The organism is Microbacterium sp. GW821-FHT01D02 (assembly GCF_059422585.1).
Genome location: NZ_JBWKXB010000001.1, coordinates 1,473,773 through 1,489,477, shown reverse-complemented (window position 1 = coordinate 1,489,477; position 15,705 = coordinate 1,473,773). Strand labels below are relative to the sequence as shown.

At 65.1% G+C, this 15,705-nt stretch carries 13 protein-coding genes and 1 pseudogene; 7 read left to right on the top strand and 7 right to left on the bottom strand.

What is annotated here, in order from left to right:
- Positions 1-59 precede the first annotated feature (59 nt).
- Complete coding sequence (locus tag AC07VM_RS07350; protein WP_267416576.1) at positions 60-770, top strand: VIT1/CCC1 transporter family protein; 711 nt, start codon at positions 60-62, stop codon at positions 768-770.
- Positions 771-846: 76 nt separating this feature from the next.
- Here the strand turns inward: AC07VM_RS07350 and AC07VM_RS07345 are convergent, their stop codons facing one another.
- The 7 genes from AC07VM_RS07345 to dnaA all read right to left on the bottom strand — a co-directional run bounded on the left by AC07VM_RS07345 (position 847) and on the right by dnaA (position 10,884).
- The gene (locus tag AC07VM_RS07345; RefSeq protein WP_267416575.1) at positions 847-1,251 is read right to left on the bottom strand and encodes a DUF3566 domain-containing protein; all 405 of its coding nucleotides are present in this window, start codon (positions 1,249-1,251) and stop codon (positions 847-849) included.
- Complete coding sequence (gene gyrA / locus AC07VM_RS07340) at positions 1,248-3,800, bottom strand: DNA gyrase subunit A (RefSeq protein WP_267416574.1); 2,553 nt, start codon at positions 3,798-3,800, stop codon at positions 1,248-1,250. The genes AC07VM_RS07345 and gyrA overlap by 4 nt, the downstream gene beginning before the upstream one ends.
- A 44-nt stretch (positions 3,801-3,844) precedes the next feature.
- Positions 3,845-5,914 carry a DNA topoisomerase (ATP-hydrolyzing) subunit B gene (gyrB, locus tag AC07VM_RS07335; protein WP_494910537.1) on the bottom strand — a complete coding sequence of 690 codons (2,070 nt, stop codon included), beginning with the start codon at positions 5,912-5,914 and terminating at the stop codon, positions 3,845-3,847.
- 118 nt (positions 5,915-6,032) lie between these two features.
- A complete protein-coding gene (locus AC07VM_RS07330; protein ID WP_494910536.1) occupies positions 6,033-6,536 on the bottom strand; it encodes a DciA family protein in 504 nt (167 codons plus the stop codon).
- Positions 6,529-7,737: a DNA replication/repair protein RecF gene (gene recF, locus AC07VM_RS07325; RefSeq protein WP_267416571.1), complete on the bottom strand. Its 1,209-nt coding sequence runs from the start codon at positions 7,735-7,737 to the stop codon at positions 6,529-6,531. The genes AC07VM_RS07330 and recF overlap by 8 nt, the downstream gene beginning before the upstream one ends.
- Before the next feature lie 238 nt (positions 7,738-7,975).
- The gene (gene dnaN / locus AC07VM_RS07320) at positions 7,976-9,118 is read right to left on the bottom strand and encodes a DNA polymerase III subunit beta (RefSeq protein ID WP_267416570.1); all 1,143 of its coding nucleotides are present in this window, start codon (positions 9,116-9,118) and stop codon (positions 7,976-7,978) included.
- A 497-nt stretch (positions 9,119-9,615) separates the two neighbouring features.
- Entirely contained in the window at positions 9,616-10,884 is a 1,269-nt protein-coding gene (dnaA, locus tag AC07VM_RS07315) for a chromosomal replication initiator protein DnaA (RefSeq protein ID WP_416383353.1), read from the bottom strand.
- A 438-nt stretch (positions 10,885-11,322) separates the two neighbouring features.
- On the opposite strand from dnaA, the gene rpmH reads away from it, so the two are divergent.
- From rpmH to rsmG, 6 genes and pseudogenes are all read left to right on the top strand, one after another.
- Positions 11,323-11,460, top strand: coding sequence for a 50S ribosomal protein L34 (gene rpmH / locus AC07VM_RS07310; protein ID WP_013584598.1), 138 nt, complete (start codon positions 11,323-11,325; stop codon positions 11,458-11,460).
- A gap of 6 nt (positions 11,461-11,466) precedes the next feature.
- Entirely contained in the window at positions 11,467-11,823 is a 357-nt protein-coding gene (gene rnpA / locus AC07VM_RS07305) for a ribonuclease P protein component (protein ID WP_267416567.1), read from the top strand.
- Positions 11,820-12,170 carry a membrane protein insertion efficiency factor YidD gene (yidD, locus tag AC07VM_RS07300; RefSeq protein ID WP_494910535.1) on the top strand — a complete coding sequence of 117 codons (351 nt, stop codon included), beginning with the start codon at positions 11,820-11,822 and terminating at the stop codon, positions 12,168-12,170. Before rnpA ends, yidD begins: the two co-directional genes overlap by 4 nt.
- 3 nt (positions 12,171-12,173) lie before the next feature.
- Positions 12,174-13,244 carry a membrane protein insertase YidC gene (yidC, locus tag AC07VM_RS07295; RefSeq protein WP_494910534.1) on the top strand — a complete coding sequence of 357 codons (1,071 nt, stop codon included), beginning with the start codon at positions 12,174-12,176 and terminating at the stop codon, positions 13,242-13,244.
- Complete coding sequence (locus AC07VM_RS07290; protein WP_267416564.1) at positions 13,241-13,732, top strand: Jag family protein; 492 nt, start codon at positions 13,241-13,243, stop codon at positions 13,730-13,732. The genes yidC and AC07VM_RS07290 overlap by 4 nt, the downstream gene beginning before the upstream one ends.
- A pseudogene (gene rsmG / locus AC07VM_RS07285) lies at positions 13,650-14,392 on the top strand (16S rRNA (guanine(527)-N(7))-methyltransferase RsmG). Before AC07VM_RS07290 ends, rsmG begins: the two are co-directional and overlap by 83 nt.
- Positions 14,393-15,705 lie beyond the last annotated feature (1,313 nt).

The window sequence follows — 15,705 nt, the reverse complement described above, 5'->3', positions numbered from 1 at the left end:
TCCGTAATGCCTGTCACGTGATTCCCCTCCTCGGGACGCCTTTCTGCTTCACTGGGGGCATGACAGCCCATGAAGGCGAGCCGCACGGCACGGGTCTCGGTCAGCGACTGAACTGGCTGCGCGCGGGAGTGCTCGGCGCGAACGACGGCATCGTCTCGGTCGCCTCGCTCGTCGTCGGTGTCGCCGGCGCGACCACCGACAACGCCGCACTCCTCACCGCGGGCATCGCGGGACTCGTCGGCGGTGCGATCTCGATGGCACTCGGCGAATACGTCTCGGTGAGCAGCCAGCGCGACAGCGAGCGCGCCCTGATCGCGAAGGAGCGGGAGGAGCTGCGGACCATGCCGACCGCCGAGCTCGCCGAGCTGACGCAGCTCTACCGCGACCGCGGGCTCACCGAGGAGACCGCGCACCAGGTGGCGAAGGAGCTCACGGCGCACGACGCGCTCTCGGCCCACCTGGAGGTGGAGCTCGGCATCGACCAGAACGACCTGGTCAATCCCTGGCACGCCGCGATCTCGTCCGCGGTGGCCTTCACCCTCGGCGCTCTGCTTCCCCTGCTCGCCATCCTGCTGCCGCCGCCCGAATGGCGCGTGCCCGTCACCTTCGTCGCCGTGCTCCTCGCCCTGGCGGTGACCGGAGCCGTCTCGGCCCGGATCGGCGGCTCGGCCCCGGTGCGCGCCTCGATCCGCCTGGTCATCGGCGGGGCGCTCGCCCTGGCCGCGACGTGGCTGATCGGCACCCTGCTCGGCACCACCGGCGTCGTCTAGCCGCACCCCGGGAGACGACGAAGGGCGGATGCCGGAGCACCCGCCCTTCGTCGTCGTTCCGGAGAACGCTGGAGCGTCAGTTCGACATGAAGCCGACGAGCAGTCCGCCCGTCACCTTCACGGCGAGGTTGTAGATGCCCGCGACCACGGCGCCGAGCACCGTGAACACGATGAGGTTCAGGATCGCGACGACGGCCGCGAAGGCCATCACCTGCGGCAGACCGACGACCGCCGACAGCACGAACGCGTTGTCCGTGACGCTGGCGAGGAACTTCTCGGCCGTGGTCATGATGTTCGTCGCCTGCAGCACCAGGAAGATGAGGAAGAACGAGACCATCGTCACGACGGCGAGGGCGACCGCGCCGAGGAACGACAGCTTCACGGCCGACCAGAAGTCGACGTAGACCAGACGAAGTCGGACCTGCTTGCCGCTGGTCTTTCGTGTGGACTTCTTCGCCAGCTTGTCGGCAACTGTGCTCATGCGTCTGTATCCTCGGGGGTCTGTGTCGTCTGGGGGGCCTCGGTATCGGCATCCGCATCCGCCTCGTCTTCGGTGAGACCACGCTCACCGTTACGGGCGATGGCAAGGATGCGATCGGCCTCCGTCGTCCGGGCGAACACCACTCCCATGGTGTCCCGACCCTTGGCGGGGACCTCGGCCACGGCAGAGCGTACCACCTTGCCGCTGGACAGAACCACCAAGACCTCGTCGTCCTCGGCGACGATCAGACCGCCCGCGAGAGTGCCCCGATCGTCGTTCAACTTGGCGACCTTGATGCCCGTTCCCCCACGTCCCTGGACGCGGTATTCCTCCACCGCGGTGCGCTTCGCGTAGCCGCCGTCGGTGACCACGAACACGAACTTGCCCGGCGCGGCGACGGATGCCGACAGCAGGCAGTCCTCGTCGATCTTGAACTTCATGCCGCGCACGCCGGCCGTCGCACGGCCCATCGGACGCAGCGCCTCGTCGGTCGCCTCGAAGCGCACCGACATGCCGCGGCGGCTGATGAGGAGGATGTCGTCCTCCGCGTTCACGAGAAGTGCGCTGACGAGTTCGTCCTCGTCGTTCAGGCGGATCGCGATGACGCCGCCCTGACGGTTGGTGTCATACGCCTCGAGCCGGGTCTTCTTCACCAGACCCTCGCGCGTGGCGAGGACCAGGTAGTCCGCCACCCCGTAGTCGCGGATGTCGAGCACCTGAGCGATGCTCTCGTCCGGCTGCAGCGCGAGCAGGTTCGCGACGTGCATGCCCTTCGCGTCGCGACCGGCCTCCGGCACCTCATAGGTCTTCGCGCGGTACACGCGGCCCTTGTCGGTGAAGAACAGCAGCCAGTGGTGCGTCGTGGTCACGAAGAAGTGCTCGACGATGTCGTTCGCCCGCAGCTGCGCACCCTTGACGCCCTTGCCGCCGCGGTGCTGCGAGCGGTAGTTGTCGCTGCGCGTGCGCTTGATGTAGCCCTCGCGCGTGACGGTGACGACCATCTCCTCCTCGGCGATGAGGTCTTCCATCGAGACGTCGCCGTCGAAGCCGTGCAGGATGTGCGTGCGACGCTCGTCACCGAAGCGGTCGACGATGCCGGTCAGCTCCTCGCGGATGATCGTGCGCTGACGACCCTCGTCGGCGAGGATCGACTTGTAATCGGTGATCTGCGCCTCGAGCTCGTTCGCCTGGTCGATGATCCGCTGCCGCTCGAGTGCGGCGAGGCGACGCAGCTGCATCTGCAGGATCGCGTCGGCCTGGATCTCGTCGATGTCGAGGAGCTTCTGGAGTCCCTCGTTCGCATCCGCCGTGGTCTGCGACCGACGGATGAGGGCGATGACCTCGTCGAGCGCGTCGAGCGCCTTCAGGTATCCGCGCAGGATGTGCATGCGCTTCTCGGCCTCGCGCAGACGGAATTCCGTGCGACGGACGATCACGTCGATCTGGTGCGCGATCCAGTGCGTGATGAAGCCGTCGATCGCGAGGGTGCGCGGCACGCCGTCGACGATCGCGAGCATGTTCGCGCCGAAGTTCTCCTGCAGCTGCGTGTGCTTGTACAGGTTGTTCAGCACGACCTTGGCGACCGCGTCGCGCTTGAGCACGACCACGAGACGCTGACCCGTACGATCGGACGACTCGTCGCGGATGTCGGCGATGCCGGTGATCTTGCCGTCACGGGCGAGGTCGCCGATCTTCACCGCGACGTTGTCGGGGTTGACCTGGTACGGCAGCTCGGTGATGACGAGGCAGGTGCGGCCCTGGATCTCCTCGACGTTGACGACCGCGCGCATCGTGATCGAGCCGCGACCCGTGCGGTACGCCTCGTGGATGCCCTTGGTGCCGAGGATCTGCGCACCGGTCGGGAAGTCGGGGCCGGGAACGCGCTGGATCAGACCGTCGAGCAGTTCCTCGCGGGAGATCCCGGGGTTGTCGAGCGCCCAGAGAGCGGCGTCCGACACCTCGCGCAGGTTGTGCGGCGGGATGTTCGTGGCCATGCCGACCGCGATGCCGACCGAGCCGTTGACGAGCAGGTTCGGGAAGCGGGCCGGGAGGACCGTCGGTTCCTGGGTCTGACCGTCGTAGTTGTCGGTGAAGTCGACCGTGTCCTCTTCGATGTCGCGCACCATCTCGAGCGCGAGCGGGGCCATCTTGGTCTCGGTGTATCGCGGAGCGGCGGCGCCCATGTTGCCGGGGGAGCCGAAGTTGCCCTGACCGAGAGCGAGCGGATACCGCAGCGACCACGGCTGCACCAGTCGCACGAGGGCGTCGTAGATCGCCGAGTCGCCGTGCGGGTGGTACTGGCCCATGACCTCGCCCACCACACGGGCGCACTTCGAGAACGACTTGTCGGGACGGAATCCGCCGTCGTACATGCCGTAGATCACACGGCGGTGCACGGGCTTGAGTCCATCGCGGACGTCGGGGAGCGCGCGCCCCACGATGACGGCCATCGCGTAGTCGAGGTAGCTGCGCTGCATCTCCGACTGCAGGTCGACCTGATCGATCTTGCCGTGGTCGTGTTCCGGCTCGGTGCGTTCTTCGTCAGTCATCAATCAATCTCTCTGTCACACATCTGGTCTGAGCCCGCGGGGCGTCAGATGTCGAGGAAGCGGACGTCCTTGGCATTGCGCTGGATGAAGCTGCGTCGGGACTCGACGTCCTCGCCCATCAGCACGCTGAAGATCTCGTCGGCTGCGGCGGCGTCCTCGATGGTGATCTGCTGCAGGGTGCGCGTGGTGTGATCCATCGTCGTCTCCCACAGCTCCTTCGGGTTCATCTCACCGAGACCCTTGTAGCGCTGGATGCCGGCATCCTTCGGGATCCGCTTGCCGTTCTCGATGCCGTGCTTGAGCAGGGCATCCCGCTCGGCGTCGCTGAACACGTACTCGTGCGCCGAGTTCGACCACTTCAGGCGGTACAGCGGCGGCATCGCGAGGTACACGAAACCGGCCTCGATGAGACCGCGCATGTAGCGGAACAGCAGCGTGAGCAGCAGCGTGGTGATGTGCTGACCGTCGACGTCGGCATCCGCCATCAGCACGATCTTGTGATAGCGCGCCTTCTCGATGTCGAACTCTTCGCCGATGCCCGTGCCGAAGGCCTGGATCATCGCCTGGACTTCCTTGTTGCCCAGTGCCTTGTCGAGACGTGCGCGCTCGACGTTGAGGATCTTGCCTCGGAGGGCCAGGATCGCCTGCGTGTGCGGGTCGCGACCCTGCACCGCGGAACCACCGGCCGAGTCACCCTCCACGAGGAAGATCTCGCTGATGGACGGATCCTTGCTCGTGCAGTCCTTGAGCTTGTCCGGCATGGCCGCCGACTCGAAGACGCTCTTGCGGCGCGCGGTCTCCCGCGCCTTGCGGGCGGCGAGGCGGGCGGTCGCGGCGTCGATCGCCTTGCGGATGACGTTCTTCGCCTGGTTCGGGTTGCGCTCGAACCAGTCGCCGAGCTGATCGCCGACGACCTTCTGCACGAACGCCTTCGCCTCGGTGTTGCCGAGCTTCGTCTTGGTCTGACCTTCGAACTGCGGCTCACCGAGCTTGATCGAGATGACCGCGGTCAGGCCTTCGCGCACATCGTCGCCGGAGAGGTTGTCGTCCTTCTCCTTGAGGAGGTTGTTCGCACGGGCGTACTTGTTGACCAGGGTGGTCAGCGCCGCGCGGAAGCCCTCCTCATGGGTTCCCCCCTCGTGGGTGTTGATCGTGTTCGCGTAGGTGAAGACGTTCTCGGTGTACGAGGTGGTCCACTGCATCGCGACCTCGAGGGAGATCTTGCGCTCGGTGTCCTCCGATTCGAAGGCGATGATCTCGTCGTTGACGACCTCGGCGTGACGCACCTTGTTGAGGTACTCGACGTAGTCGACCAGACCGCGCTCGTAGAAGAACACGTCGCCCGGCTGCTTGGTGACGGTCGCGCCGTCCTCCTCGGCCTCGTAGGCGGAGGACTCGCGCTCGTCGCGCAGCTCGATGCGCAGCCCCTTGTTGAGGAACGCCATCTGCTGGAACCGCGTGCGGAGCGTGTCGTAGTCGAACTCGATCGTCTCCGTGAAGATCGACGCGTCCGGCCAGAACGTGATGCTCGTTCCGGTGTCTTCGGTCGCCTCGCCCTTCTCGAGCTTCTGCTGCGGGATGCCGCCGTCGGCGAAGCTGTGCCGCCAGACGAAGCCCTTCTGCTTGACCTCGACGTCGAACCGCGTCGAGAGCGCGTTCACGACGGAGGATCCGACGCCGTGCAGTCCGCCGGAGACGGCATAGGCGCCGCCGCCGAACTTTCCACCGGCGTGCAGGATCGTCAGCACGACCTCGACGGTCGACTTGTTCGGATCGGACGAGTGCGGGTCGACGGGGATGCCACGGCCGTTGTCGACCACGCGGACACCGCCGTCGGCGAGCATCGTCACGAAGATCGTGTCGGCGTAGCCGGCCAGGGCCTCATCGACGGAGTTGTCGACGATCTCGTACACCAGGTGGTGCAGACCGCGCGGACCCGTGGATCCGATGTACATACCGGGCCGCTTGCGCACGGCCTCGAGGCCTTCGAGGATCTGGATCGAATCGGCGCCGTACTCACCGGGCTGCTTCGCCTTGGGTGCAATGGTGCCCTCGGTTGCGGGGGTTCCCCCGGTGTTCGATTCCGTCTCGTCAGCAGGGGATTCAGGCGTCATCAGAGGGCATTCTCCACATCGATATCACGAACTCCCATTCTAGCGGAGTTTCGTCGGGAAATGCCGCTCAACGGCCGTGTGTGCCCCTCTGAGCGTTTCGGACCCCTTGCGTGGTGCCCTACCCGTAGGTATCGCGCGGACCCCGTCCTGGAACGGCTCTGGGACCCCATTTCCAGGAGGGAACGTCCGGTCCGATGAAGCGCAGGTTCTCCACGCCGGCGTCCGGATACCGTCGGCCGATCTCGGTGAGAATCGTCGCCCGCATGAACTGCAGGTTCTTGGCCCAGGCCGTCGAGTCGCATTTCACGGTCAGCAGACCGCGCTCCAGCGACACCGGCTCGGAGTGCTTGGCCGTGTCCGCGCCGGCCAGATCCGCCCACTGTCGGACCAGGTCTTCACGGGCGAGAGTGATCTGCCACCCGGAGTCGCGACTCAGCTTGTCGAGCACATCGCCGAGGGCGCCGGGATCCCGGCCGGGGGTGAAGGGCGCGTTGTCGTCATCGGTCGTGACCCGACGCTTGCGCTTCCAGCTCTTCGAGCTCGGCTGCAGACCGCGGAGACGGAGGTACGTGCCGACGGTCTCCGGAACGTCGGCGGCCGGGGTCGATGCGGTGTCAGTCATCGTCTCCCGGTTCCTGAGCCTGCTCGCTGGCCCGCTCGTCGCTGATCGTTCCGGCGCTGATCCGCACCACGTGGGCGTGAAGCACCTCGGGGATATCCTCCTCCACCGCCGCGGTGACCACCACCTGCTCGTATCCCGCGGTCAAGGCGGCGAGCCGCTGGCGTCGGTCGGCGTCGAGTTCGGCGAAGACGTCGTCGAGGATCAGCACCGGATCCCCGGCGGGGGACTCGCTGCGCAGAAGCTCGGCCGATGCGAGTCGGAGAGCGAGCGCCACCGACCAGGATTCGCCGTGTGAGGCATACCCCTTCACGGGGAGATCGCGGACTCGGAGCACCAGGTCGTCACGGTGCGGTCCGGTCAGGGTCAGCCCGCGGTCGATCTCATTCGACCGCTTCGCCGCCAGCGAGGCGCGGAACAGGTCGGCGATATGGGCCGGGTCGAGCATGTCGACGGGTGCGGCATCCTCGGCATCGGCTGCATCCTCGTCCTCCTCGGGATCGCTGCCGCGCACCGACAGCGCCCACTCCAGGCGAGGTCGGTGATCGGCGCCGGCGATCGCCTCGTACGCATCGGCGACCGGCTGCTGCAGATCCGCCGCCAGACGCTGTCGCGCCGTGATGATCTCCGACCCGAGCGCGACGAGCTTGTCGTCCCAGACATCGAGCGTGCTCAACCCCTCGCCACGGATGCCGCGAGCTCGTGCGGACTTCAGCAGGGCATTGCGCTGTTTGAGCACCCGGTCGTAGTCGGCGAGCACGGCCGCCATCCGCGGTGTGCGCTGGATGAGGAGCTGGTCGGAGAATCGACGACGCGCCGAGGGGTCTCCCCGCACGATCTGCAGATCCTCCGGCGCGAACAGCACGACATGCGCGTAACGCGGCAGCTCGTTCGGCTTCGACGGCGAGCCGTTGATCCGCGCCTTGTTGGAACCCTGCCGGTTGACCTGGACTTCGGCGAGGACACGACGCTCACCGTGGGAGAGGCGGGCACGGATGACCGCGAACTCCTGGCCGTCACGGACCATGGGCGCATCCGACGACACTCGGTGGGAACCGAGCGTCGCAAGGAACACGACCGCCTCCGCCAGATTCGTCTTGCCCTGCCCGTTACGCCCCACCAGAACGTTCGGGCCACGGTGGAGCGTGAGTTCAGCGGTCGCGTAATTGCGGAAATCGACCAGACTCAGGTGCTCCACAATCACGGAGTCAGCCTACCTTCGGGGTCTGACACGGAGACTTCTCTGACTTCTGTTCGTGTGGGTCGCAGGTGGCGATGCACCCTTCGCTCGCAGAGCGGGGACCCTCCCGCTTCGCGGGCCCCTCCCGATGCTCGCTCCGGGAGCACCGCCACCTGTGACAGTTCCGGAGTTCTACTAACGGCTGATCCGGGAACGTTTCAGGTATGTCCGGGAACGTTCCGGGGAGGTGGGAGGAGGAAGGTCAGCGGAGAAGGAGGTTGGGCTGAAGGAGGTACTTGAACGAGTCGAGACCGGCCTGGTCGACCGAGGTCTGGCTCGTGATCAGCACGGGGCTCAGCTTGTTGGCGTTGTCGCTCGACGTGAACGTCACGCGCACGAACTCGCTCTTCACCGCACCGAGAGCCTCGATCAGGTACTGCGGGTTCAGCCCGAGCGTCACCTCGTCGCCACCGGACAGGATCGCGTCGACCGACTCGGAGGCACGGGCGTGCTCGCTGCCGGAGGCGTCCATCGTCACGCTGTCGTGGGAGAACGTGAACCGCAGCGGAGCGGCACGGTCGAGCACCAGCGACACGCGGCGGACGGCCTCGACGAGGTCGGCGGTGTTCACGACCGCGTAGTGATCGGTCTGCTCGGGGAACAGGCGGCGGACCGGCGGGAAATTGCCCTTGATCAGCAGCGATGTCACGGTCTTGTTGCCGGCGGTGAAGGCGATGATCTCGCGGTCACCCGCTCCGGAGAACGCGACCTGGATGGTGCCGGCGTGGCCGAAGGTCTTTCCGACCTCGAGCAGCGTGCGGGCCGGGACCAGGGCCGTCGCCTCGACGGCCTCCCCGTCCCACGGCACGTCACGCAGCGAGACGCGGTAGCGGTCGGTGGCGACCAGGCTCAGGTTGTGACCCGAGACCTCGAGCTGCACACCCGTGAGCACGGGGGTGACGTCGTCACGCGACGCCGCGAACCCGACCTGCGCGATCGCCGTGCCGAAGTCATCGGCCGGAACGACGCCCGATGAGCCGCTGACCTCGGGGATCGACGGGTATTCCTCGACCGGCATGGCCGCGAGGGTGAATCGGGCGGAGCCGCAGGTGACGGTGATGCCGCCGTCTTCCTCGACCGCGATCTCGATCGGGGCGTTCGGGAGACGGCTGGCGATGTCGGAGAGAAGCCGGCCGTGGACGAGGATCGTGCCCGGAGTGTCGACGGTGGCTTCGATGGTCGTGCGAGCGGATGCCTCGTAGTCGAACGCCGAGAGCGTCAGACCGGATCCGTCGGCTTCGATGAGCACTCCGGCAAGGATCGGCTGCGGATTCCGCTGGGGAAGCAGCTTGACGACGAACGACACAGCCTCGCTGAAGACATCGCGGTTGACCTGAAACCTCACGGGTGCTCCCTTGTCGTCGAACTGTGACGCGTTGTCGTCGTCCCTGCCGGTGCAGGGCTTCCCATGCTAGCCCCACAGTCCGGCGTATCCCTACGCCGGAGTTCCTGTCATCCGTTCGCCCGGTTCTCCCCACCGTCTGGTGATCGGATCGCGCCTTGAATGACTTAACTCCTTAACGGTGTTAACAGCTGTGGATACTGTGGATAAGTCGGTGGATAGCAAGAGCGAGTAGGGAACTACACAGTTGTCAGTTGTGGAAACCCTGAGGAATCCGCGGGTTACCGGCAGGTGGGTCGATCCGGACCCCCTCGGAGTTATCCACAGGTTTGGGCGATCAGCCCACATTCGTCCCGATGGAATCCACGGTCATCCACAAGTTATCCACATGTGCATAGAGGCATCTATCCGGCAGTCAGAATCCCTGTCGGGCACACAAAAAAGTGGAGGTGGGCACCCGATCAGGTGCTCACCTCCACTTTTTCTGAAGACTCGGCGCGTCAGCGTCTTCCGAGCTGCGTGGTGATCTCGGTGACCTGGTTGTAGATGGAGCGGCGCTCCTTCATGAGCTCGCTGATCTTCTTGTACGCGTACATGACGGTCGTGTGGTCTCGGTTGCCGAACAGTTGACCGATCTTCGGGAGCGAGAGGCTGGTGCGTTCGCGGCACAGGTACATCGCGATCTGCCGTGCGGTGGCGATCTGCTGGGAACGGCTCGAGCCGTACAGGTCGTCGACGGTGAGCTTGAAGTACTGCGCGGTCGCCGTGATGATGTCGGTCGGCGAGATGATGTTGTCCTCGGCCGTGTCGATGATGTCGCGGAGCACGGTCTGCGCGAGGGAGATGTCGAGCGCGGAGCGATTCAGGCTGGCGAACGCCGACACCCGGATGAGAGCGCCCTCGAGCTCCCGGATGTTCGAGGACACCACGGTCGCGATGTACTCCAGCACCTCGTCGGGGATGTGCAGGGCCTCGCTCTGTGCCTTCTTGCGGAGGATCGCGATACGCGTCTCCAGGTCGGGCGCCTGCACGTCGGTGATCAGGCCCCACTCGAAGCGGCTGCGCATCCGATCCTCGAAGCCGGTGAGGTGCTTCGGGGCGACGTCACTGGTGATCACCACCTGCTTGTTGTGATCGTGCAGCGTGTTGAAGGTGTGGAAGAAGGCTTCCTGCGTCTCCGCACGACCCTGCAGGAACTGGATGTCGTCGATGAGGAGGATGTCGACGTCGCGGTATCGCGCCTGGAAGGCGGCGCCGCGGTTGTTCGCGATCGAGTTGATGAAGTCGTTCGTGAACTCCTCGCTCGACACGTAGCGGACCTTCACCCCTGCATAGAGGGACTGCGCGTAGTCGCCGATCGCGTGGAGGAGGTGCGTCTTGCCGAGTCCGGAGTCGCCGTAGATGAACAGCGGGTTGTACGCCTTGGCCGGCGCTTCGGCGACGGCGACCGCTGCCGCATGGGCGAAGCGGTTGGACTGACCGATGACGAAGTTGTCGAAGGTGTACTTCGGGTTCAGTCGCGATTCGTGGCGCAGCTGGGTCGGCTGCTCCATCGGCGACTCGACGCGGATCTGCTCCTGTCGTCCGAAATCGCCCACCGCGATCGGTGCGGTCGGCTGCTCGGCCAGCTCGTGGTTCACCACCACGCGATAGGAGGTGACCTCATCGCCGATGTGGGACAGCGCCTCCATGATCGGCAGCCGGAGACGCTTGTTGATCTGCGCGGCCGTGAGATCGTTCGGGACTTCGAGGTACAGGGTGGCAGCCATCACGCCCGCGGGAACGGCGAGGCTCAGGAAGCCCTGCAGTTGCGGCGTGACGCGATCGTCATCGACCAGAAGCTCCTGCACCGTGGTCCAGATGGGGACGTCGGGCTGGGCAGGTGATGACATGACGCTCCGGACGAGGAATCGAGGCGGGGCAGACGTACCGTTCCCCTGTGGATAACTTAGGATGCCACGGTAGTCACCGCGGCTGTGAACGGCAACCTGCCCTTGAAAACACGCGCGCGTGTTGCGCCTGCCGGGCGTGCCACGGTTGTGGATAATGGCTGTGCGGTTCGTGCCGGACGGCGACCACGGATGCGCGCAGATTTGCTCTGCGCGCCAGTAAGACGTACCCTAAGTCGGTTGACTTATGCCATTTTTGGCAGTTCCCCATGTCTCCGGTCGAAGTGAATCCGGTGGCAGCATTCCCGGAGTGATTCCATGAGCAAGCGCACCTTCCAGCCCAACAACCGTCGTCGCGCCAAGAAGCACGGCTTCCGTGCCCGCATGCGTACGCGTGCCGGCCGCGGCATCCTCGCTGCACGCCGCGCGAAGGGCCGCACCGAGCTCTCTGCGTAGTCCGCTGTGCTCGCCCGCCCGTATCGATTGACCCGCGGGAGCGACTACCGTCTGGTCGTTCGACGCGGCTCCCGTTGTGGCGGGGCCCGCGTCATCACCTCGATGTTGTCGACGGGCGAGAGCAGAGCCGCGAGGTTCGGATTCATCATCAGCAAGCAGGTAGGCACCGCAGTGGTGCGCAACACCGTGCGCCGGCGACTCAAAGCCGTATGCGCCGGGGCGTTGCCACGGGTTCCCGAGGGCACGGATGTCGTCATCCGTGCCCTTCCTGCGTCCGCTCTCGCCTCCTACTCGGAGCTCGAGGCGGACGTTCTTCGATGCCTCGGCCGGCTCGCACCGGCGCAGACTGCAGGATCGTCGTGACCGCGCTCCCGGCCTCGTCGATCGGCACGGCGCAGATGCACGCGCACGACCTCGTCCGCAGCATCCCGCTGATCCCGCGCAATCTGGTCCTGGGATTCCTCACGGCCTACCGCAAGGTGATCTCCCCGATGTACGGAGATGTCTGTGCGTACTACCCCAGCTGTTCCGCCTACGCTGTAGGTGCGGTGCAGCAGCACGGTGCTGCGAAGGGAGCGGCGCTCTCGGCGTGGCGCATCCTCCGCTGCAACCCCTGGACCAGCGGTGGCGTCGACGACGTCCGACCGCATGACCACTTCCGCTACGACCTGACTGCACACGGTTTCGTCGTCCCTTCCCGAAAGGACTGATCGGTGGGTCTTGACCTTCTGCTAGCCAGCTCCACTCCCAGCGACGCCCCCGCTGCCGGTGGATTCGATCTGCTCGGCACCATCCTCTGGCCGCTCAAGTGGGTCGTCGAGATGATCCTCGTCGCCTGGCACTGGCTGCTCACCGCTGTCGGTCTTCCCGCGGCATCGGGCATCACCTGGGTGCTGTCGATCGTCGGTCTCGTCATCGTCGTCCGCGCTGCGCTGATCCCTCTCTTCGTGAAGCAGATCAAGAGCCAGCGAAAGATGATGGAAATCGCTCCTGAACTGCGAAAAGTTCAGGAGAAGTACCGCGGCAAGAAGGATCAGCTGTCTCGCGAGGCCATGAGCCGCGAGACCATGGCCCTGTACAAGAAGCACGGCACGACGCCGATGTCGAGCTGTCTGCCGCTGCTTGTGCAGATGCCGATCTTCTTCTCCCTCTACAGCGTGCTCAGCGACGTCAGCAAGCATGCGCGGGACAACATCGGTGGTGTCGGACTGCTCAGCCCGGAGCTGACGAAGGAGTTCTACGACGCCAAGCTGTTCGGTGTCGCCTCCCTGCACGAGACGCTCGGCAACGCCGTCGACGCTCAGAACACGACCGCGATCATCATCCTGGTCACGCTCGTCGTCCTGATGATCGGTTCGCAGTTCTTCACGCAGCTGCAGATCATCTCGAAGAACCTGTCGCCCGAGGCCAAGACCGGCCAGGCGTACCAGATGCAGAAGATCATGCTCTACGTGCTGCCGCTGGGCTTCATCTTCTCGGGCGTCTTCTTCCCGCTCGGCGTCGTCGTGTACTGGTTCATCTCGAACCTCTGGACCATGGGACAGCAGTTCCTCGTCATCCGTGAGATGCCCACCCCGGGCTCGGAAGCGGCCAAGGCTCGCGAAGAGCGACTCGCTCGCAAGGGCAAGGCGATCGACTCGTCGGGCAAGGTCGTTCCGATGGCCGCCTACGAAGCCGAACAGCAGCGTCTGCTGGAAGAGGCCGAGAAGGCGAAGGCCGAGGCCCCCAAGCGTCAGCAGCCTGTGGGCAAGAAGCGTGCGAAGAAGAAGGGGAGCGGTTCATGAGCGAGACCATGACCGAGAACACCGAGCCCACCGTGGCTCAGCTCGAGAACGAGGGCGACGTCGCCGCGGACTACCTCGAGGAGCTTCTCGACATCGCGGATATCGATGGGGATCTGAACCTCGATGTCCGCCAGGGTCGGGCCTACGTCTCGGTGGAGGCCGAAGGCGATGCACTCGCGCTGCTCTCCGCTCCGGAGACGGTGCAGGCCTTGCAGGAACTGACCCGCCTCGCCGTGCAGAGCAAGACGGGTTCATTCTCGCGGCTGATCCTCGACATCGCGGGTTCGCGCGACACGCGTCGTCGCCAGCTCGAGACTCTGGTCGATGCCGCTGCAGCCAAGCTGGACGAGGGTTCGTCGCAGGCTTCGCTGCCCTCGATGTCGAGCTACGAGCGCAAGCTCGTACATGACATCGCCGCCGAGCGTGGACTCGTCTCCGAGTCCTACGGTGAGGGCGCTGACCGGCACACGGTCCTCCGTCGTCGTTGATGTTTCACGTGAAACATCGTCGGATCGTTTCGTCCCATGAGTGATGTCGAGGTCGAGCCGGCCATCGCCGAGGATCTCTTCGGAGATCGGATCGACGCCGCACGAGAGTTCACTGCTGCGCTCGCTCGCGAGGGTGAGGAGCGAGGTCTGATCGGACCGCTGGAACTCCCGCGGTTGTGGTCGCGACACATCCTCAACAGTGTGATCGCGGCCCCGCTCTTCCATGGTCGCGTCGCGGACATCGGTTCCGGGGCGGGTCTCCCCGGACTCGTGCTCGCGATCGCTCGTCCTGACGTCGAATGGACACTCATCGAACCGATGGAACGTCGCGTCACCTGGCTCAATGAGCAGGTGCAGGAGCTGGAGCTGACCAACGTCATCCTCTATCGTGCTCGCGCAGAAGACGTCAAGCCTACCGATGGCTTCGATGTGGTCACTGCTCGGGCCGTAAGTGCCCTGCGCACACTCATCCCGATCACGGCGCCGCTCGTGCGTGACGGGGGAGAGCTCACGCTTTTCAAAGGCATGAATGCTGCCAACGAGATCGAAGCTGCGCAGAAACAGATCAAGAAGTTCCGGCTCAGTGACGTCCGCGTCGAGGTTCTCGGCGAGGGTGTGCTCACCGAGACGACGAGGGCGGTTCGGGCAAGAGTCCGGTAGGTTCCAGAAGTCGGCGAGCGGGATGTTTCACGTGAAACATCCCGCTTTTGCTTTGTGAGAGGTCCTTGCGGTGCGGATTCGGTCGGGGTTGGGCTATCTGGATAGGGGATAGCAGTGACGATGGCCGGGCTGGTGGATGCCGTTTGCACGCCAACTCGACTGCCCGATGAGGCGCGAAGAGGTGCTCCCGGGATGCAGTACTGGGGGTTCTGGGTTTTGGTGTGCGCTGGAATCAGCATGTTTCACGTGAAACATACGGATAGCGGGGCGATGACCCCCCATCGGGTGCCCGATAGTTTCGCCCGCTTCATGCGCGTCGGCGGGGATGTATCAGGGAGCGGGAAGCGCGCTCTGGGTAGTACTCACCGCGAGACGGATTCGCTGGAGTGCAGTGTGGAGACGGGGAACGCGTGGTGTGGGGTATCCGAGGTCTCCTACTGTCTAGAATCCGCTGGTGACTTCGGCGTTGAGGCGGTTTCACCGTCGCGAATCCGCTCATGGCGTCGGTGTTGAAGCCAGAATGTGAGCAATCGACGGGGGACCAGTGGCCCTCGGCGCCCGCTTGCTCGGCGTCCAGGTACGTCGGGCACGTGTAGTTCTTTTGAGAGTGGAGGTATCTGGGCTTTTCACGAAATCTCCTCAGGTCCTATCGAGGTCAGTCCTCTTGATCCATGTGACGCAGCTCGTCCCTACCGCGTTGCCGGAAGTCGCTGCCACTCATGATCCCGATCACGTGGCGCGCTCGTCGCTTCGAACAGCGCGACCTCGCGGCGCCCAGCTTCGTCGACAACAGCGAAGCGGCGCGTCAACTGACTCGTCGCTGGCCAAGGTGGCAGGGGTACCCGGATGTTTCACGTGAAACGGATGGCTCGTTGGGCCTGTGTTGGTCATGATTCTTCGCTAGTCCCTGTTTCGGGAATGACGCGGGGCTTAATGGACGGGGATCTGGCGGGGTTGGAGCCCACGACAGTACAGCGACGGGATCAGGGGGACGACCGGGGCGAGCATCTTCTCCTCGCAAAAGAAGCTCCGTACCCTCGATCCCCTCACGCTGATCTGCTCACGCTGATCTGTCCCGCTGGTGCGTCTACGTGAGCGCCGCGCCGGAGGGGAGGGGACACGTGAACTCGTGCGGCAGAACGACGGACGAAGCGGCACCTTGCAGTGAAGAGGGCTGCGGTCGTTTGCTGTGTCGTCCCTTCGTCGCGCTTGGGTATCTGGCTTGGGTTGCTCCGGCGCCACGGCGTAGAGCTGACCAACAGGTGGTTGCCCGACCAGCGCCCTAGTGAAAAGGACCTCTCCTCGCTAGGTGG